Source organism: Sphingobacterium arenae, assembly GCF_014692505.1.
Classification (GTDB): Bacteria; Bacteroidota; Bacteroidia; order Sphingobacteriales; family Sphingobacteriaceae; genus Sphingobacterium; species Sphingobacterium arenae.
The window spans coordinates 432,484-451,751 of sequence record NZ_JACNYK010000001.1 but is presented as its reverse complement, the minus strand read 5'-3'; the positions used below and the strand labels follow the sequence as shown (position 1 = coordinate 451,751).

16 protein-coding genes and 1 tRNA gene are annotated in these 19,268 nt (G+C 42.3%); 8 read left to right on the top strand and 9 right to left on the bottom strand.

All coding sequences use genetic code 11. The features are described from left to right. Positions 1-334: 334 nt before the first annotated feature. The 3 genes from H8B17_RS01895 to H8B17_RS01885 all read left to right on the top strand — a co-directional run bounded on the left by H8B17_RS01895 (position 335) and on the right by H8B17_RS01885 (position 3,014). The gene (locus H8B17_RS01895) at positions 335-1,873 is read left to right on the top strand and encodes an NAD(P)/FAD-dependent oxidoreductase (protein ID WP_190307474.1); all 1,539 of its coding nucleotides are present in this window, start codon (positions 335-337) and stop codon (positions 1,871-1,873) included. 69 nt (positions 1,874-1,942) lie between these two features. Next, positions 1,943-2,015: transfer RNA gene (locus H8B17_RS01890), tRNA-Gly, on the top strand. Positions 2,016-2,192: 177 nt separating this feature from the next. Beyond that, complete coding sequence (locus H8B17_RS01885) at positions 2,193-3,014, top strand: hypothetical protein (protein WP_190307473.1); 822 nt, start codon at positions 2,193-2,195, stop codon at positions 3,012-3,014. Positions 3,015-3,133: 119 nt separating this feature from the next. On the opposite strand, the gene sufD is transcribed toward H8B17_RS01885, so the two are convergent. The 3 genes from sufD to sufB are packed head-to-tail and all read right to left on the bottom strand — an operon-like array spanning position 3,134 to position 6,724. Then, a complete protein-coding gene (sufD, locus tag H8B17_RS01880) occupies positions 3,134-4,441 on the bottom strand; it encodes a Fe-S cluster assembly protein SufD (RefSeq protein WP_223816298.1) in 1,308 nt (435 codons plus the stop codon). A 48-nt stretch (positions 4,442-4,489) separates the two neighbouring features. Continuing rightward, positions 4,490-5,248: a Fe-S cluster assembly ATPase SufC gene (sufC, locus tag H8B17_RS01875; protein WP_190307471.1), complete on the bottom strand. Its 759-nt coding sequence runs from the start codon at positions 5,246-5,248 to the stop codon at positions 4,490-4,492. A gap of 24 nt (positions 5,249-5,272) precedes the next feature. Further along, positions 5,273-6,724, bottom strand: a complete 1,452-nt coding sequence (gene sufB, locus H8B17_RS01870; protein WP_190307470.1) for a Fe-S cluster assembly protein SufB — start codon at positions 6,722-6,724, stop codon at positions 5,273-5,275. 331 nt (positions 6,725-7,055) lie between these two features. Here sufB and H8B17_RS01865 point away from each other — a divergent pair, with 331 nt between their 5' ends. Together H8B17_RS01865 and H8B17_RS01860 are read left to right on the top strand one after the other, a co-directional pair. Next, positions 7,056-7,526 (top strand): Lrp/AsnC family transcriptional regulator, encoded by a 471-nt coding sequence (locus H8B17_RS01865; RefSeq protein WP_130142091.1) that lies wholly within the window; start codon positions 7,056-7,058, stop codon positions 7,524-7,526. 16 nt (positions 7,527-7,542) lie between these two features. Next, entirely contained in the window at positions 7,543-8,619 is a 1,077-nt protein-coding gene (locus H8B17_RS01860; protein ID WP_190307469.1) for a DUF6695 family protein, read from the top strand. A gap of 34 nt (positions 8,620-8,653) precedes the next feature. Here the strand turns inward: H8B17_RS01860 and ung are convergent, their stop codons facing one another. Continuing rightward, positions 8,654-9,325 (bottom strand): uracil-DNA glycosylase, encoded by a 672-nt coding sequence (gene ung / locus H8B17_RS01855; protein ID WP_190307468.1) that lies wholly within the window; start codon positions 9,323-9,325, stop codon positions 8,654-8,656. A gap of 103 nt (positions 9,326-9,428) precedes the next feature. Between ung and H8B17_RS01850 the strand changes: the two genes are divergently transcribed. Next, entirely contained in the window at positions 9,429-9,968 is a 540-nt protein-coding gene (locus tag H8B17_RS01850) for a tetratricopeptide repeat protein (protein WP_190307467.1), read from the top strand. 12 nt (positions 9,969-9,980) lie between these two features. Here the strand turns inward: H8B17_RS01850 and H8B17_RS01845 are convergent, their stop codons facing one another. Both H8B17_RS01845 and H8B17_RS01840 read right to left on the bottom strand, forming a co-directional pair. Continuing rightward, the gene (locus H8B17_RS01845; protein ID WP_190307466.1) at positions 9,981-10,445 is read right to left on the bottom strand and encodes a hypothetical protein; all 465 of its coding nucleotides are present in this window, start codon (positions 10,443-10,445) and stop codon (positions 9,981-9,983) included. Further along, complete coding sequence (locus tag H8B17_RS01840; protein WP_190307465.1) at positions 10,442-10,915, bottom strand: DUF4293 domain-containing protein; 474 nt, start codon at positions 10,913-10,915, stop codon at positions 10,442-10,444. The genes H8B17_RS01845 and H8B17_RS01840 overlap by 4 nt, the downstream gene beginning before the upstream one ends. A gap of 520 nt (positions 10,916-11,435) precedes the next feature. Here H8B17_RS01840 and truA point away from each other — a divergent pair. Next, positions 11,436-12,203, top strand: coding sequence for a tRNA pseudouridine(38-40) synthase TruA (gene truA / locus H8B17_RS01835; RefSeq protein WP_190307464.1), 768 nt, complete (start codon positions 11,436-11,438; stop codon positions 12,201-12,203). Continuing rightward, positions 12,200-14,026 carry an ABC transporter ATP-binding protein gene (locus H8B17_RS01830; RefSeq protein WP_223816297.1) on the top strand — a complete coding sequence of 609 codons (1,827 nt, stop codon included), beginning with the start codon at positions 12,200-12,202 and terminating at the stop codon, positions 14,024-14,026. Before truA ends, H8B17_RS01830 begins: the two co-directional genes overlap by 4 nt. Here H8B17_RS01830 and H8B17_RS01825 read toward each other — a convergent pair whose 3' ends face one another. The 3 genes from H8B17_RS01825 to H8B17_RS01815 form a co-directional block, all read right to left on the bottom strand. Then, positions 14,027-14,608, bottom strand: coding sequence for a porin family protein (locus H8B17_RS01825; RefSeq protein WP_190307463.1), 582 nt, complete (start codon positions 14,606-14,608; stop codon positions 14,027-14,029). A 165-nt stretch (positions 14,609-14,773) separates the two neighbouring features. After that, positions 14,774-16,891 carry a M3 family metallopeptidase gene (locus H8B17_RS01820; RefSeq protein ID WP_190307462.1) on the bottom strand — a complete coding sequence of 706 codons (2,118 nt, stop codon included), beginning with the start codon at positions 16,889-16,891 and terminating at the stop codon, positions 14,774-14,776. 40 nt (positions 16,892-16,931) lie between these two features. Next, the gene (locus tag H8B17_RS01815; protein ID WP_223816296.1) at positions 16,932-19,232 is read right to left on the bottom strand and encodes an alpha-L-rhamnosidase-related protein; all 2,301 of its coding nucleotides are present in this window, start codon (positions 19,230-19,232) and stop codon (positions 16,932-16,934) included. Positions 19,233-19,268: the final 36 nt, after the last annotated feature.

The following is a 19,268-nucleotide window of genomic DNA, read 5'->3' as shown; positions in this document are numbered from 1 at the left end:
GGTTAAGGAGGGGGATGGTGCAAAATGCGTAAATAAAAGCTATCAATAAGACTCCGTGGTTATGCGAGCTTACGGCCTAGCATTGTTCCGCGACAAGCTTTACGCAGACTATTCCGTTAAAAACAGAAAGTTGTCCGAGCGTCAGCGAGTTCCTTTCTGTTTAGGAATAGACAAGTAAAGGTAGCGGAACCTTGCAAGCCTTGATTTATGGATTCGTGTTTATTTTAGCATCCATGAGCTCACTTCGTTCGGTTTTTGTTTCTTTTTTCGTCAAGGAAAAAAGAAAAGAAATTACCTTTGTAATGTTTTGGGATAAAAACCCAGCCCATATTTTATGCAGAAAGAAATTGAAATTACCGTATCGCCGAATCAAATCCACGATACCGACATCCTTATCGCCCTCGGCGCGGAACAACTAAAGGTAGAACACTCGCGCATACAGGGGCATCACGTCCGCAAACGCTCTATTGACGCCCGAGGACGCAAAGTAGTGTATCGTCTTCGGGTTATTTTCTATATTGATGAGCCCCGTTCTCTCGAAGTCTTTTCAGCTTCTATCAAACAAGTGCATGATGCTCCGTCGGTTATCATTATAGGTGCCGGTCCGGCAGGTTTATTTGCCGCATACCGTTGTCTGGAGCGTGGGTTGAAGCCAATCGTTCTAGAGCGTGGAAAGCCGGTTAAGGAACGACGACGGGATTTGGCTAAAATAAACCGAGAGGGGCTCGTAAACCCCGAGTCTAACTATTGTTTTGGCGAAGGTGGGGCAGGCACCTATTCGGACGGCAAACTATATACGCGCTCCAACAAGCGCGGCGATGTGGAAAAAGTGTTGCAAATTTTTGTCCAACATGGCGCTCCGTCCGATATTCTTGTCGATGCACGTCCGCATATTGGAACCAATATCTTACCGCATATCATCGAAGATATGCGTCATACCATCTTGGAATTTGGCGGCGAAATTCTATTTGATTGCCGCGTCGACGATATTCTTGCCGACTTCGGACAGGTTAAAGGCGTGCGCATCTCTAACGGAGAAATCATAAAATCCAACCATGTCATTGTTGCCACGGGCCATTCAGCACGTGACATTTTCCATCTTTTTCAGCAAAAAGGATGGCTGATAGAAGCGAAACCCTTTGCATTAGGCGTTCGAATAGAGCACCCGCAAGAAATTATCGATCAAGCACAATACCATTGTTCGATACGGCCGGAAAATCTTCCACCGGCCTACTATAGTTTGGTAGAACAGGTCAATCGACGGGGCGTGTTTTCATTTTGTATGTGCCCGGGCGGGATTATCGCACCCTGCTCTACGGAAGACCAAGAAATTGTTGTTAACGGATGGTCGCCTTCCAAACGGAATAATCCGCACGCCAATTCGGGAACCGTAATTCAAATTAATCTGGAAGATGTTCCAAATTCGCTATCAGACCCATTCGCGCTATTACACTTTCAACAGGCAGTAGAACAACAGGCATTTCAAATGGGTGGGGGAAATTTAGTTGCTCCTGCACAACGCATGGTGGACTTTGTACAGCAGAAGGTATCGTCAACACTTCCTACAAATTCCTATAAACCTGGAACAAAAAGCGTCGATTTGGATGAGGTATTGCCATCATTTGTACATCAAGCATTGCGAGGCGCACTGCCGCTCTTCGGAAAAAAAATGAAAGGGTATTATACCAACGAAGCTATCTTGGTTGGTGTAGAATCACGCACGTCCTCTCCCATCCGGATTCCTCGTCATAAAGAAACATTACAACATCCAGAAATTTCGGGTCTTTATCCTTGTGGGGAGGGTGCTGGTTATGCTGGAGGAATTGTATCGGCAGCCATCGACGGGATTAACTGTGTAGATGCTATCCCATAGTCAACATCAAAAATTCGATAAAACCTATTGACAGATATAATCCGAATCACTATCTTTGTACCACGATAAGCGAAAGTAGCTCAGTTGGTAGAGCACAACCTTGCCAAGGTTGGGGTCGCGAGTTCGAATCTCGTCTTTCGCTCAAGAGAAAAGCCTCTGGAAAAATTCAGAGGCTTTTCTCTTTGTATAGCAAAACCAAGGAAAACGTAAATTTTCATTTTTTTAGCAGAGGGGGTAACAAAAGCTTTTTACCGTGGATATTAAGGTAATCCATCGACAATGCGATGGCTTGTTATATATTCATTTAAAAATAAAAGTTATGAAAAAGTCAAACTACCTTGTATTGTGTCTAGTGACAGCAACGATCATGTTGTCTTTTGTCAGCAGCTGTTCAAAAGTGGACAATCACAAAGAAGAGCCGATCCCAGTAATCAAGCTCGCTCCGTTCATATTTCCTGAAAACACAAACGTTGAAACCTCCGGTAACCAAATCAGCTATGCTTTACCGGATGGATACACTGGTTACGGTGTGGACGAGAAGGGAAATTTCATTAGCTTCCAGAACGGAAGCATCACCTGCACCTGCAAAAGCGGAGACGGTGGCTGTAGTCCCACGACGGCGGGCGAGTCATCTGGTTGCTTAATGACGACTTGCGAAAGCTGCGATCTAAAACGTTCTACACGAACTTCCGGATTAGATGTGATGCTCGAAGAGGTTGTTATCCTCGACATGAGTACGCCCATAAAAAAAGTGATAAGTGTTGAAGATCTAAAGGGCAAAATCATGCTTCCTCCGCAATTCGCGAAAATGGATATCATCCAAAATGAAATTGAAAAAATCGAGAAAGAAGCAACACGTTACAGCAGTGAAAGCACCAAAATTGCACCCGTCATCCTCTATGGTTATGTCGTCATGCTCGAAGTACCGGAAGCCTATGGACTATCCACCGTCTCCTCCGCTTACTATGTATGCGATTGCACGGAGGGTAACACGGGTTGGTGTAGAAAACGCAATTATGGCTCCTACCTTATCTGTGAATCGACCTGTAAGGCTTGTACCATGAGAGCCACACTTAAGGGTGAAGATAGCGATAAGGAATACAGTATAGAAGTTATTAACCACCGTATTTCCTTTCTATAGGAAACCATCATGGTTTCTTCGAACCATACAAGGAGATGAAGAAAAATATTTATTCGAATGAAAATAAATAAAGGCGTCAGAATTCGATTCTGACGCCTTCGTTATATTATAATAAAAAACTACTTACTTGTTTCTAATCCCTTTTCTACCAAGTGCTCTATATATTGACGAACCTTCTCGTTAGAGAAACGGGAGGTAACGTCAAAGGCAAACGCATGCACCAATAATACTCGGGCAGCTTCTTCACCTATACCACGAGCACGTAAATAGAACAAAGCATCGTCGTCAAACTGCCCCATAGTACAACCATGCGAACATTTCACGTCATCAGCAAAAATTTCTAACTGTGGTTTTGTATATACAGCAGACTTATCGCCTATAAGCATATTGTTGTTTTGCTGAAAGGCATTTGTTTTTTGGGCGTCTTCACGAACGAAAATCTTCCCGTTGAACACCGCAGTGGACTCATCCTGCGGAATATTCTTATACCATTCATAAGATTCACAATGTGGCTTCATATGATCCACAATGGTATGGTTATCGATCAATTGTTTGTTAGCCGTTAAGTTAATACCGTATAAATGTGACTCCACCTGTTCAGCATCTAATCGCACATTAATATTATGCCGTACAAAAGACGCTCCTGGTAAGTTACAGTTATAGTTATTATACAAACTATGTTGTTCTTGATAGACTTCTGTATGCATGATATAATGGCTTGCTGCGTCAGCCACTTGCAGATAGTAATGCTGCATTTTTGCATCTTCCTCGACGACAATTTCAGTCACTTTGTTGTGGACATTGCTTGCCGCACCATCCGTTGTCACAAAAGACTCTATCACCTCTACCTCTGCTTGAGATTCAACCACAATAAGGTTGCGTGTCTGCGCAAAAAACGCTTCGTCCCCCGTCGCTACATGTACGATATGGATAGGTTTGGAAATCACTTTGCCTCTCGCAACCGACAAGTATACGCCTGTCGTGCTGAGTGCCGTGTTTAAGTGCACCATGACATTATCCGCTTTATCGGCATGCTGCGCGTAATGTTTTTCGAAATTAGCTTCTGTATACGCCTCGTTAATGGGCTTGACTACCAAACCAATTTCATCTTCAAGAGAAGAAAAAGCCAAAACATACTCGCCATTAACCAATACTATCCGATGGGCATCCAAACCAGGAATATCCGCTTTTTGCGTATCCACAGTGTCCACATCTATCGGTGTATTCAACGCATAGGTTGAATTGATTAAAGGGTGTATATTGGTATATTTCCACTCTTCGTTCTTGACGGTTGGAAAACCCTCTTGTTGAAACCGTTCAAAAGCTTCTTGACGCAAGTTCGCCAAATGTGACGGCCCTTGCAAGTCGAGCTCTTGAAAAGTTGAAACCAACTGTTGATATAATGAATCTGCAACTATTGTACTCATGTTCTTTTTTATCAATCCGCTATCTACATTATCCATGGATAAATTTTGTTATGCGGTTTGCGTGTCGTAATCTTTTAGCCAATCGTAACCTTTTTCCTCCAATTCCAGCGCTAACTCTTTTGGGCCAGTTTTCACTATACGTCCATCATACAATACGTGAACAAAATCTGGAATGATATAATCTAACAAACGCTGATAGTGTGTAATAACCACAAACGCGTTGTTTTCTGAACGCAATTGATTTACACCATCCGCAACCACCCGCAAGGCATCAATATCAAGCCCCGAATCTGTCTCGTCAAGGATGGCTAATTTTGGATTTAGCATCGCCAGTTGAAATATCTCGTTACGTTTCTTTTCACCTCCCGAAAACCCTTCATTTAAAGAACGATTGGCCAGGTTTGTGGAAAAATCCACTAGTTTTTGCTTATCTTTCACCAATTGCAAAAAATCTTTTGCTTCCATTGGCGGCAAGCCCTTATATTCCCGAATGTCATTTACAGCTGTCTTCAGGAAATTGATGTTGGATACACCAGGAATCTCTACCGGATATTGAAAGGCAAGAAAAAGACCTTCCCGGGCACGATCTTCGGGAGCTAAATCCAGTAAATCAACACCATCTAAAAATGCAGACCCTTCGGTTACCTCATAAACATCACGACCCGCCAAGACATTACCTAATGTACTTTTACCCGCTCCGTTGGGGCCCATAATGGCATGAATTTCGCCTGCCTTGACTTCTAACTCTAATCCTTTTAGTATTTGCTTACCGTCTATAGACGCATGTAAATTCTTAACTGATAACATTTTTTTTTATTTGGAAATTTAAAACTACCCTACTGATCCCTCCAGAGAAATGGCCAATAGTTTTTGTGCTTCTACAGCGAACTCCATTGGCAATTGGTTTAATACCTCTTTGGCGTATCCATTAACAATCAAACCAACCGCTTTTTCAGGATCAATCCCTCTTTGATTTAGATAGAAAACCTGATCTTCACCAATCTTAGACGTGGTGGCTTCGTGCTCCAACATCGCCGTACGATTTCTACTTTCTATATAGGGGAAGGTGTGCGCTCCGCAACGGTCTCCGATCAACAACGAATCGCATTGGGTAAAGTTTCTTGCTTTATCGGCATTCGGACCTATTCTCACCAGTCCCCGGTAACTGTTATGGCTCAGACCGGCGGAAATACCCTTCGACACAATCTTAGAGCGTGTATTCTTTCCTAGATGCACCATTTTCGTTCCCGTATCGGCAATCTGCCTGTTGCGTGTCATCGCTACGGAATAAAATTCCCCTACCGAATTATCACCCTTCAAAATAACACTTGGATATTTCCAGGTAATAGCCGAACCAGTTTCTACTTGTGTCCACGAAATCTTCGCATTGTCTCCTTTACAAATACCACGCTTCGTCACAAAGTTATAGATACCTCCCTTGCCATCCTTATCACCGGGATACCAGTTTTGCACGGTCGAATATTTAATTTCTGCATCTCGCTCAGCAATCAGTTCCACCACAGCCGCGTGCATTTGATTTTCATCACGCATCGGAGCCGTACAACCCTCCAAATAGGATACGTACGAACCCTCTTCTGCAACAATCAATGTACGTTCAAACTGACCAGTGTTCTCCGCATTTATCCGAAAATAAGTAGAAAGCTCCATCGGACACCTTACACCTTTTGGGACATATACAAAAGAACCGTCGGAAAATACAGCAGAATTTAACGCCGCATAGATATTATCGGTTTGAGGTACAACCGTGCCGAGGTATTTTTTCACTAAATCTGGATAATCTTGGACAGCTTCACCAAAGGAGCAGAAGATCACCCCTTGTTCTTTCAGCTTTTCCCGAAATGTCGTCTTGACAGATACGGAATCAAACACCGCATCCACAGCGACGACGCCAGCCAACACTTTCTGCTCATCCAAAGGAATCCCAAGCTTTTCGAATGTCAAAAGCAACTCTGGATCTACCTCGTCAAGGCTTTCTAGTTGTTTTTTTGGTTTTGGTGCGGCGTAATAGGAAATATCTTGAAAATCCACGTCCGGGTTTTCGAAGTTTTGCCAAGTAGGCATCTTCATCGTCAAAAAATGACGAAATGCCTTTAGACGCCATTCTAACAACCACTCGGGTTCATTTTTCTTCGTGGAAATGAAACGTACAGTATCTTCACTTAGCCCTTTAGCGGCTATTTCCATCTCAATATCCGTGGTGAACCCGTATTTATATTCTTCGAGCTCAAGCTCTTTTAGTAATTCATCGTCTTTGGTGCTCATTTCTCTACCCCCTTTTTTTATTCGGCGATTTCTACCTTATTTTGGACTACAAAGATAGGATTAAAAGACGACATACCCTAGCCTAACACCCTTTCTAACGTACTTTTTCGCAAAAAAAACAACAAAGGCCGCTCCACTGCCCTTAAACGCCTATCGCCTTCCTATTTTTGACATTACGATGATTCGAAATAAATATTAACAATTTATAATTAGGAACAAAATAAATTTTATCTATAACAAATATGCGGCTACGATGTTTTTTGTACACCAAATAATATTCCGTATATTTACCTTTTATAAAATATAATATTCACATTAGCTGATTGTAGAAATGCCATATCAACCGGATAAGACAGATTTAAAAATCCTGAAACTTTTACAGGAAAATGGAAGGATAACCAACTTGCAATTAGCCTCCAATATCGGGCTTTCTCCTGCCCCGACACTGGAGCGTGTACGCAAATTAGAAAACTCGGGCTTTATCAAAAGCTACCATGCTTTTGTCGACGAAGAGAAATTAGGATTGGGGATAAAGTCATTCATACAAATATCATTAGATTTTCATACGCATAACGCTATTCCCGAATTTGTGGAAGCCGTCAAAACCATCCCTGAAGTAACCGAATGTCATCATGTTACAGGCAATTGCGACTTTATGCTAAAAGTATACGTAAAGGACATCAAAGCATATGAGGCTGTCATTATGGAAAAAATCGCAAAAATCCCTTTTGTTAAAACTTTCCAGACGATGATGATCATGTCGACTAGCAAAAAAGAGCCTATCATCCCTTTAGAATATTAAATTAAAAAGGAATTTCATGCAATCAAGTATAACGTATAATGATATAGCCCTTATTTTAACATGGCCTGATGCCACCATCCGCGGAGACGAAAAGTGGATGATGTTTTTTAAGAAAATCGGTATCGTAAAAAACTTGAATTTCAAAGTGGGTCACACGGGCATTGTGCTAGTTAAGCGCGAAACAGGCGAAATGCTCTTTTACGATTTTGGGCGCTATATTGCACCACGAGGGTATGGTCGCGCACGCTCCAAATTTTCAGATCCACGTTTAGAGATAAAACTCAACGCCAAATTTGAAAACAACAAAATTGCCAACCTAGAAGAAATTGTACAACAGTTCGAAACGCTGAAACCCGCCATGTATGGAGAAGGCATCCTTTATTTCTCGTTGGCACATGATATCAATTTTGAATTGGCCAAGGCTTACGGCGATGATTGTGTCCATCAAGGTACCTACCCCTACGGTGCCGTTGCCCGCAATAACAACAATTGTTCTCGGTTTATCACCCGCATGCTCATACGTGCTTCCAAGCGCTATAGCTGGCGGCATAGCATCAATTTTCCAGAAACGATTAAAGCCAGCCCCATCAGTAATGTCGTGAACGTCGCTCCAGATCGCATGGTGTACTCGTTCACACCCTTACAGGGCTTAAAACATTTTAAAATGAATCGATGGCAATCTTTTGGCTTTTTGTTGAAGAAACTGGGCGACAATGTAACACAAAAGAAAGCAGATCTTTTGCCAGACGATATTATCATCGGCTGTATGAGCTTCTCTTCCAAACCGATTTCCATACCAAAAGATGCTCAATATCTCGGAGGGGTCGGGGATGGAGCATGGTTCTGTATCCAACCAGCGTCAGAAAACAGGGTTATCGTTAGGCGGTTTACCTCAAAAGGGGAGTTAGAATATGTGATTTTAGGCGAAACCATGGAACCTATCAACCTCTTGCAATCCTTTGAAGTTACCTATGACAGCCATCTACTTTTCACCCATATTAAACAGCATGGTAGAAAGATCCGTATCAATCATATACAGCGGCTTCCAAATGAAGACTACCAATTTAAGCACCTGAAAGAATTATTTGCTTAAAGCGTTTCATCCGGCAGCATATTTCGTGGCTTTGTCAGATCTGCCAATCGATAGGTTTTCTCCCCTTGGACTGTAAATAAGCGTTGGCTTGAGAAAAATGCTTACACCCAAAGAATCCGCGGTGTGCAGATAACGGTGACGGATGCACGGACCTTAGTATCAAATGCTTCTGCGCGTCAATCAGCATCGTCTTTTTTTGCGCATAGCTTCCCCACAGTATAAAAACTACATTTTCCAATTTTTGTGATATCAAATGGATAATCTGATCGGTAAATTCTTCCCAGCCCCTTCGCTGATGGGAAGCTGCTTGATGCGCTCGTACGGTCAGTGTAGCATTCAACAATAACACCCCTTCCTTCGCCCATTTCGTCAAATCTCCAGAAGCCGGGTACTGGAAGCCCGGTATATCAGACTGCAGTTCAGTATAAATATTTTTTAGTGATGGCGGTAGTGCTATCCCTCTTGGCACGGAAAAAGACAGTCCATGAGCTTGTCCATCATTATGATACGGATCCTGTCCCAATATCACAACTTTCACTTCATCAAATGGGGTCAGTCTGAAAGCGTTTAACACGAGGCTTTCGGGAGGGAAAATCAATGTTTGTTGCCGCTCTTGCTGTACAAAGTTCGAAAGATTACGCATGTAGTCTTGCTTGAATAGGGGCTTTAAAATAGGTTCCCAACTGGGATCGTAACGTCCTGCCATAATACAAACCTAAATAAATTTTACAATTTTATCACGTAAACAAGTTGGATAAACTCCAAAATAACCGGATATTTGCGGGAAGTTTAATTTATGCAATAAATATATGTCGAATATAGTTCGTATTGTCCTTAGTAGTTTTCTTTTAATCGGAACAGTAGCTCTGTTTTGGTTCGGTCATTGGGGATGGGGAATTTTGGGGATCTTCATGACTATTCTGGCTTGGGTTACGGTGTTCTTCAATGAGAATATGCTTATCGCACAATGGTATCTCAGAAAAGAGAACATGGTTAAAGCCGAACAGTGGTTACAAAACATCAAAAGTTATGAAAAACAACTGATCAGTGCACAGCACGGATATTATCATATGCTATTAGGTATCCTAGAATCGCAACGCGCACCCCTCCAATCGGAAAAGTTCTTTAAGAAAGCTTTGTCGCTGGGATTACACATGAGCCATAATATCGCTTTGGCAAAATTAAGTTTGGCAGGTGTAGCCATGGCAAAACGCAATAAACGAGAAGCAGAAAAATATTTAGCGGAAGCTAAAAAGGCCGATAAAAACAAACTACTGGCCGATCAGATTAAAATGATGAAAGGTCAAATGGGCCTGATGGACAAACAACAATTCAGATATTCCAGATAAAAAAGAGGTTGGCTATAGGTCAACCTCTTGTGTTATATATCTTCCCTCCTCCATACTGTCTTCGAAGACCAATAACACTTTGGAAGCTTTCGTTCCTTTCCAGTCACCCACTTTTATAGTTAAAGGCACAGGCACATCTTCTTTCAACAAATAGTGTAAATAATTTTGTCTATCTGTTAATTGCACCAAAACGCGCCCCATCTTCATCGTTGCAAACAGATGCTTATGGCCTTCACCATCTACAATTTGTGTAGCAAACGTATTTAGTTTAAATTCCCGCGGATCCATTTGGTAAGAAATGAGAAACAGCTCAATAGAAAGTGTATCACCATTAGCTATAGTCCTCACTGATTTCACATCTACTTGGATGTCATCTTTTATATTTTCTGCGCTATCTTCGTCCTGTTCCTGCGCCAGAAGATCGCCCGAAAGGAAAATACCTAACGTTAAAAACAAGAAATATACCCAGTTTCTCATCGCAAACGGTCTGCTGATTTTATCAATTTTTCGTCTCTACGGATACCACCGATAGCCATTCCTAAGAAAATGATGGCTACGGGCAAAAGGAAAAAACCTACGCCAATATTACCGGCCTGCAGCTTTTGGCTAATAACATCTAAGGTCGTGTGTGCGGCACTCCACATCCATATACCCAACAGTACAACGAGTACAATTTCCACTATAATAAAAAGAACCTGTCGCTTTCTGTTTTTATATTGAAAAACAATCAATAAGGGTACGATCGTTACGATTCCGGCATAAATTGCTAAGGCAATAGAGGCAGACTCCCGTACAGCTTCGTTATTATTCGAAGAATATATTCCGGTAACATAAATCTGCTTGCCAAGCCCTACCAAGTCAATAAAGCTCACATAAGGAAAAACAAAAAGCCCTAATAAAATAACAGCGGCTGCCAACAGCCATAGTGTTTGAATACGTTGGATCATAACTATACTTTATTCTTGTTTAACAAAGATAGTTTTTTTATGTTCTTTTTCCCCGTGAAAAAGAACCAAAAACCTCGTGGCTTCGGATATTTGAGATAGTGGATAGTGCCAGAACAAGTTTCTACATACCTCAAAATCCGGATGCCACTATATAGGCTAAAGAAGGGATGGTGCAAAGAAAGCAATGTCCCCTCCTTCAGACAACATTCTGTTTTTAACGGAATAGCCTGCATAAAGATGGCCGCGAAAAAACGCAAGGTCGTTCTATCCCGCATAACAGCGGAGCTTTATTGACCGCTTTATCTACGCATTGTACTATCCCCTTATTAACATAAAAGGTCGCATCAAAAATTTTGATAACTGTAGAAATATTAATTTTGCAATACCCCATCCAATCAAAACTATTCTCGATGCGGGAGACGTGCGGGGCTTCGGGACGCATCAAATTTTTCAGCGACGAGTTTTTTTGTTACTTTTTTTGAGGGAAAAAAAGTAAAAAGAAAAGAAGTAACTTTGTGAAGTGGAAGATACATTACAACGTTTTTTTCTGGAAATTGCGTATGACGGTACAGGCTACCATGGCTGGCAGGTACAGGATAATGCTGTTTCGGTCCAACAAAAACTGAATGAAGCACTTCATCAGATTTTGCGTTATCCGATCGAAACCATAGGTGCAGGAAGGACAGACACCGGTGTACACGCTAGACAGTTGTTTGTTCATTTGGATATCCCGAAAGGTAGAATACAAGATGAGAGTCGCTTCTTGCACTCCCTAAATTCGCTACTTCCACCCGACATCGCCGCAAATCGTATATTTTCTGTTGACAATGAAGCCCACGCTCGGTTTGACGCCACGGAAAGGGCTTACGAATATCATATCCACTTTCGGAAAAACCCATTCTTAATACACAAATCCTGGCAACTAAGAGAACTCCCCGATGTGGCGATTATGAATAATGCCGCAACATTTCTGATAGGCACGCAAGATTTTGCATGTTTTTCGAAAAGCCATACACAAGTATATACCAATATCTGTACGGTAACACAAGCATACTGGCAAAAAACCGATAACGGCCTTGTATTTCATATTACTGCCAACCGGTTTCTTCGCAACATGGTTCGGGCAATTGTGGGAACTTTATTGGATATCGGTCTGCAGAAGAAAACGCCAGAATCTATAATGGACATCATTAGCAGTATGGACCGATCAAAAGCCGGTTTCTCCGTACCAGCGCACGGCCTGTACTTAACAAAAATTGTTTACCCTTACATCGACACTGCATTTTGAGCGAACAAAAAATAACGGGCAAGACCTACGACACGAGACTTCTCCAGCGAATGGCTCGCTACATGAACCCCTACAAGGGTATATTTTGGGCTTCTGTCATACTAACAATTTTATTAGCTGCAGTCGCTCCTGCTCTTCCGATGCTGGTGGAGTATACCCTCGACAAATATATTCTAAAACCTCATGCGACGGGGCTTACTTGGATGCTTATCGCGATGATAGCGTTACTTATCATACAAACGGTAATCCGTTATTATCATACACTAGCAACAAACGTATTAGGCCAAAATGTCATTCGTGATATCCGGATACAAGTTTTTAACCACATCATCAATTTACGATTAAAATATTTTGATAACACACCTATCGGAAAATTAATTACACGCACCATCTCCGATCTGGAGACCATATCCAATATTTTCTCCCAAGGACTGATCCAGATTATTGGCGATTTGTTACAGCTTGTTGTCATTTTCGGGGTTATGTTTTATACCGACTGGCAACTGACCCTTATTGTCCTCATTCCTATGCCCATCTTGATATGGGCGACCTACATATTTAAAGAATCAATGAAATCGGCTTTCGTGGATGTACGCACTTGGGTTTCTAACCTCAACACGTTTTTGCAAGAACATATTAGCGGCATGGCCATTATCCAGTATTTCGCTCGCGAGAAACAGGAAATGGCGAAGTTTAAGAACGCGAATAGCAAACACCGCGACGCACATATTCGTGCTAATTGGTATTTTTCGATCTTCTTCCCCGTTCTGGAAATTATCCTCGCCATTGCGATTGGTCTTCTCGTATGGTACGGCTCAAAACAGATTCTGGCAAATGCAATCTCTCCAGGAGTAGTGGTTGCGTTTCTGATGTACATCAATATGATTTTTCGCCCTATCCGGGAACTAATCGATAAATTTAACACCTTACAAATGGGAATGGTTTCCGCAGAGCGCGTATTTGATGTATTAGATACAAAAGAATTTACGCCGGACAACGGAACATTCTCTCCTGATAGCATAGTGGGGGAAATCGAATTTGATCAAGTGTGGTTTGCTTATAACGAAGAAACCATCCGTCGAGACACAGATAACGCCGCGGCCGATGAAAAGGCAGTCCTTTCCAATGTAAAATGGGTATTGAAAAACGTTAGCTTCCACGTCGAACCCGGAGAAACACTAGCTTTAGTAGGTGCTACTGGGGCAGGGAAATCATCTACCATTAATATACTTAGTCGTTTTTACGAGGTACAGCAAGGACGGATTTTGTTAGATGGGAGAGATATACGGCAATATAAACTCGATTCGCTCCGTCAGCATATTGCTACTGTTCTACAAGATGTTTTTTTATTTTCAGACACCGTTTTCAATAACATCACCCTCTATAACCCGGCTATTACCGAGAAAGAAGTTATAGAAGCTGCAAAAAAAGTAGGGGCGTACGATTTTATTATGCGGTTGCCGGGAGGATTCGACTATCAAGTACAGGAGCGCGGGGCTACGCTCTCTTCTGGCCAAGCACAATTAATTTCCTTTATCCGGGCATTGGTACACGACCCCGCTATATTGATACTGGACGAAGCGACATCTTCTATCGATACCGAGACGGAATTGCTGATTCAAACCGCAATCGATAATATGATGGTAGGCAGAACAGCCATCGTCATCGCACACCGCCTGTCAACGATTCAAAAAGCCGATAAAATAATCGTATTTGATAAAGGAGAAATTAAGGAAATCGGCACCCACAGGGAGTTACTCAGGATTGAGGATGGTTATTACAAAAAACTTTACGATTTACAATTTAACTCTTTAGGGATATAATCAGAAAATATTCCATCTTACACCGACTTGATATTGCTGAATTGCAGTAGTCCAGCTACGATGTATGTTTGTCGACCGCTCAAAACCCCGATACCGGAAATAGAATTTGCCCAGTTCCAATCCGACAGTATATCCCAGCTTGATACCTGCTTCAAAAGCCTGTCCACCGTCGTTCAAACGATACTTGTCTTCATTTAAAAGCGAGTTGAACTCGACTCCTCCCAGTAACGCGAACCGAGGTGTAACATCCAACCTGAATAACACAGGTAAATCAAAAAAATGAAGCGCTTTGTTTCCTTTCGTAACACCCTTGGTCTCATCGACCGTTTCTGAATTTGCCCGCACGCGGGTCAGGTTAAACGTCGGTTCTGCTTGAATGGCCATATTCGAACGAAAATGATAATTTACAACCGCTCCAACCTGAAAGCCCAAGCGTTTCGACGAACGAAAAGAAACTGCGTCAGCACCCGATAAATTTCCGCCTAATTTAACCCCTACCCCAACTTGCGAAAAAGCACTATTCCCAATAAGCAAACACAGAAGCACACATAAAGCAGACAAAACGGTCGAACGATGTAACATTATGCAAATATATTAAAGAACCATAGGTTTGTTTATTGACTATTGTAAAGAAATAGTCAATAAATTAAGCAAAAAGGCAAAACCAAAAAAGCAACCGCACAAAAAATACGGTTGCTTTTCTCGAAATATAAGTCTACTCTACGCTAGGAACATGAATTTCATGATTTAATTCAACCCACGTTTTTTCATCAGATACACCGGATCTGGGTCTTTTCCTCTAAACTGTCTGTACATCTCCGCCGGATTACCCGTTCCACCTTTTTCTAAGATATGTTCTCGGAAAGAAGTAGCTGTGGTTTGATCAAAAAGACCTTTCTCTTTAAATGCAGCGAATGCGTCTGAATCCAATACTTCTGCCCAAATATAAGCATAGTAACCTGCAGAATATCCACCAGAGAAAATATGCTGGAAGTATGTACTTCTGTAACGCGGAATAATCGCATCAATTAATCCAATTTTTTGCATACCGGCTGCTTCAAATGCATTCACATCGCCCTCGATAGGCTTTGTAGCCGCGTGATAATCTAGATCCAACAAAGAAGCTGCTACATATTCCACTGTGGCAAATCCTTGGTCAAACGTTCCCGCCTGTTCCATTTTTTCAATTAATGCGTCTGGAATAGCTTCGCCGGTTTGGTAATGTTTTGCATAGGTTTTCAACACTTCTGGGTCAGCAGCCCAATTTTCCATCACTTGCGACGGTAACTCGACGAAATCGCGCGATACAGACGTACCCGCTAAACTGCGGTATTTGACGTCTGACAACAGACCATGCAACGCGTGGCCAAATTCGTGGAACAAGGTATTCGCCTCATCAAATGTCAGTAACGCAGGTTCGTCTCCCACAGGTTTCGTAAAGTTGCACACGATAGAAATCACTGGGGCAATACGTCCTGCTTCTCCTGTGCTCTGTGTACGATAAGATGTCATCCAAGCACCGCCCCTTTTCGATTCTCTTGGGAAGAAATCAGCATAAAGCAACCCTAGATGTTCCCCGTCGTTGTCTTTTACTTCATACACTTCCACTTCTTCGTGGTAAGTGGGCACATTGCTCAATGCAACAAAACTTAGTCCGTACAGTTTGTTCGCCGTATCAAAAGCACCTTGCCGCACTGCCGCCAAGCTGAAATAAGGCTTGATTTCCTCTTCATTCAAGGCATACTTTGCTTTGCGGATTTTTTCCTGATAATACCTCCAGTCGTACGGTGCTACTTCAAAATCTCCGCCGGCGGCATCGATTTCCTTTTGAATGTCAGCCGCTTCCGCTTTTGCTTTCTCTAATGCAGGTGCCCATATTTTATTGAGCAAGGCATATACATTTGTCGGATTTTCTGCCATCGCTTCTTCCAATACGTAGGCAGCATGCGAATTATAACCCAATAATTTTGCTTTCTCTAAACGAAGATTCGCTGTTTTAAGCAGATTTTCTTTATTATCGTTGTCGTTGCCATTATTTCCGCGCATTTGATAGGCGTTCCAAATGTCCTGACGTAATTCTCTGTTATCCGCATACTGTAGAAAAGGCATCACCGATGGGTTCTGAAGCGTAAACACCCATTTCCCTTCTTTGCCTTTGGCTTTAGCGGCATCAGCAGCTGCCTGCTTTAAAGCGGTCGGAAGTCCAGCTAGATCCTCTTCCTTATCCACAACCAATTCATAAGCATTTGTTTCTGCCAACAGATTTTGCCCAAAATCATTCGTCAGCACGGATAATTCAGAATTGATCTTCTTCAGCTTCTCTTTATCACTTTCAGAAAGGTTTGCACCCGCGCGGACAAATCCTTTATAGGTTTCTTCTAGTAATTTTGCGTCCTCTGCACTCAACTGTAAAGAATTACGGTTATCATACACCTTTTTCACACGCTCAAAAAGCTTCTCATTCAAGGAAATTTCATCGCCGTGTGCCGAAAGTACAGGCGCCATATCTTTAGCTATCGCTTGAATGGAATCATTTGTATTCGCTGAATTAAGGTTAAAGAATACGCGTGAAATATTTCCTAACGTGCTCCCCGCATTCTCCAACGCAACGATCGTGTTTTCAAAAGTAGCTTCTTCTGGATCGTTTACAATAACGTCGATTTCTTGATTATGCTGTTCCAAAGCAGCTTTGAATGCAGGACGAAAATGCTCATCTTTAATTTTGTCGAATGGCGGTACTTGAAACGGGGTGTCATAGGTCGTCAATAACGGATTGTTTTCGTCCTGGGTATTGGCCACTCCCTCACAACCCACGATTACCGTAGCAACAACGACACAAAATGGTAAGAATTTTAATTTATTCATTCCTTGTTATTTAGTTTTTGGCAAAGATAAGGATTATGAACTAGGTACCTATTTTAATTTCCCATTTTCCCTCTGGAATGATCCATTGCCCGTCTGAATTTCGTACAGCTATTTTTCCTTTTTTTATGAGGTTGTCCACAGGAATCCCGTTAATAAAAATAGATTTATACTTCTCGAAAGGAAGTTCGAAAAGAGCTGTTGTACCCTTAGGAACATTGAACTTTACCGTCATTTGATCAGCAGAGCGGGTAATAGAACTCTCTATCTCGCCCATGATCGATGGAATCTTGGTTTTGGCATACGACAGATCACCTAATTGGGGCGTTACCACGAATGTTTTATACCCCGGTTCTAATGGCTTTATGCCACAAGCCTCACTCGACATGATGGTAAGCCCTCCACCACTCCAAGCATGGTTTATGGTACCTCCACCATACCCATCCTTACCGATACCCCAACCTTCGAACAGGGTAGTAAAGTTAGGGTTGTCAACCATTTCGGCAAAACGTTTTTTATGACGGGCATTAGCTAAAACAGGTTGCTTCATCTTATACATCGCCTCGAAGACATATTTCTCCATATAAGGACTCGCATGCTCCTGCTTCGAAAAGACATCAAGAATGACATCATATTTATCTTTATCAGCAATATCAGCGAGAACGGCCAAAGCATGCACCCTATCATCTGTCTTTCCGCTATAGGATGGATCGCGGTATGCTGCCCCATTCCAGAATCGCTGGTTGAAGGTCTGTTTAAATTGTTTCATTTCTTCCCCGGTCCGGAGCATGTCCTCCTTATAGCCCATTTCATCAGCCATCAAATAACTTCCTTTCAAAGCTAAATAATACCAGAGGTTATAGAGCAGCAACATATCTTTATGCTCCCCCCAGTCACCCCATTGCCACCCCCCTTCTCGCAACAGAACCAAACCATCTTTATCCTTCTCCCAGAGCGAAATGTACTTTTGTATAGCTGGATAGAGATCCACAAGGACCTGCTTATCGCCTGTATGCATATAATACATCCAAATCCCATAATAACCAATACTCGCAAGCGCTTGATCAGGGAGTTCTTTATCCCAGTTGCCAGCAGGAACAGGAGAAAACAGTACGCCGTCTGCTTTTTGCCAACCAATCAGCTCATACAGCCACTTTTTTGCCAACGCGTGAGAAGAAGGACTTAACGCATAAAAAGCTTCCTGCGCTTCAAGTACCACATCCCCTGTCCATTGCGCTCGTTCTCGGTCGGGACAATCCATATAGGTGTCACGCATGGTTATGTAGAGTGTACGGGCAGCCTTTTGCCAAAGCTTGTTGAAAAAAGGATCGGAGCATTCGAAAAATCCGGTGAATTCCGTGTCGTAGCCCGTTTCGCGATACATGAGCTGATTGATCTTGACATGTTCGGGAACGATTAAGTACAGCATATGCCCATTGATCCACCCCAGACTTTCGTACTGCTGGCGGCCATTTTTGGCGATATACGCTGCGCGTAAATTTTCGGCTGAACCGTTATAATATAGATAGTTGTCGGTAACGATGTGGATCGAGTCTCCTGCATTGGCCTCGATATCAAAATAGGGGGTAAACTGCATATTGTATGGCAGTTTGCAGATGATCGTATCTCCCTTTCGGCGGATGTCCTGAGAACGAAATGTTTTAAGACCAAAATCCTTCCATAGTGGAATCGGTCGTTTAACGAGTTTATTCCAAGGGGCAGATCCGAAAGCACCGTGCTCTATTGCCGGTTCAAAAGAAGTCAACTTTCCTTCGCCGCTATACCAACCCTGATCCCCCAAGCGGGCATCGTAAAGAATATTGGACTCAGGCAGCCTGAAATTAGGTTCCTTTCCTGGAGCCGACTGGTATTCCACCAACCGTTTGACAAGCCAGCTGTTGTCACTGTAAAGTTCAAACTTTTCGCTTTGCAGATCAAACAAAAGTCCCAGCTTACCACTACTATTGTGTGAAAAACCATGTTTTCCAAAGTACCAGACCTTAATTGCTATGGTATTGCTGCCTTTTTTTAGATGTTTGCTAATATCCACTTCGTCGTAGTAGGTATCGCTCGGATTAGGCCCTCTTTTTAGTCCACCCTCGAACACGACCAGCTCATCATTGACATAAAGCCAGTATTTACTATCTACCGCAATCTTTGCTATAGCTTGTTTGGGCAATCTGTCTATGTTAAAATCTTTCCGAAAACCGGCCCAGATGTTGGTCAAATTGGTATCTTGAGACGCTAATCCAATCCACTTACCTTTCCATTGTTGGGCCGCAATCTGGTTAGAAAATAAGACAATAGAAAAAAATGTTAGTAACCACATTCGGCTCGTCTTCATACTACGTTTTCTTTATCAGGTTTATTTCGGACTATT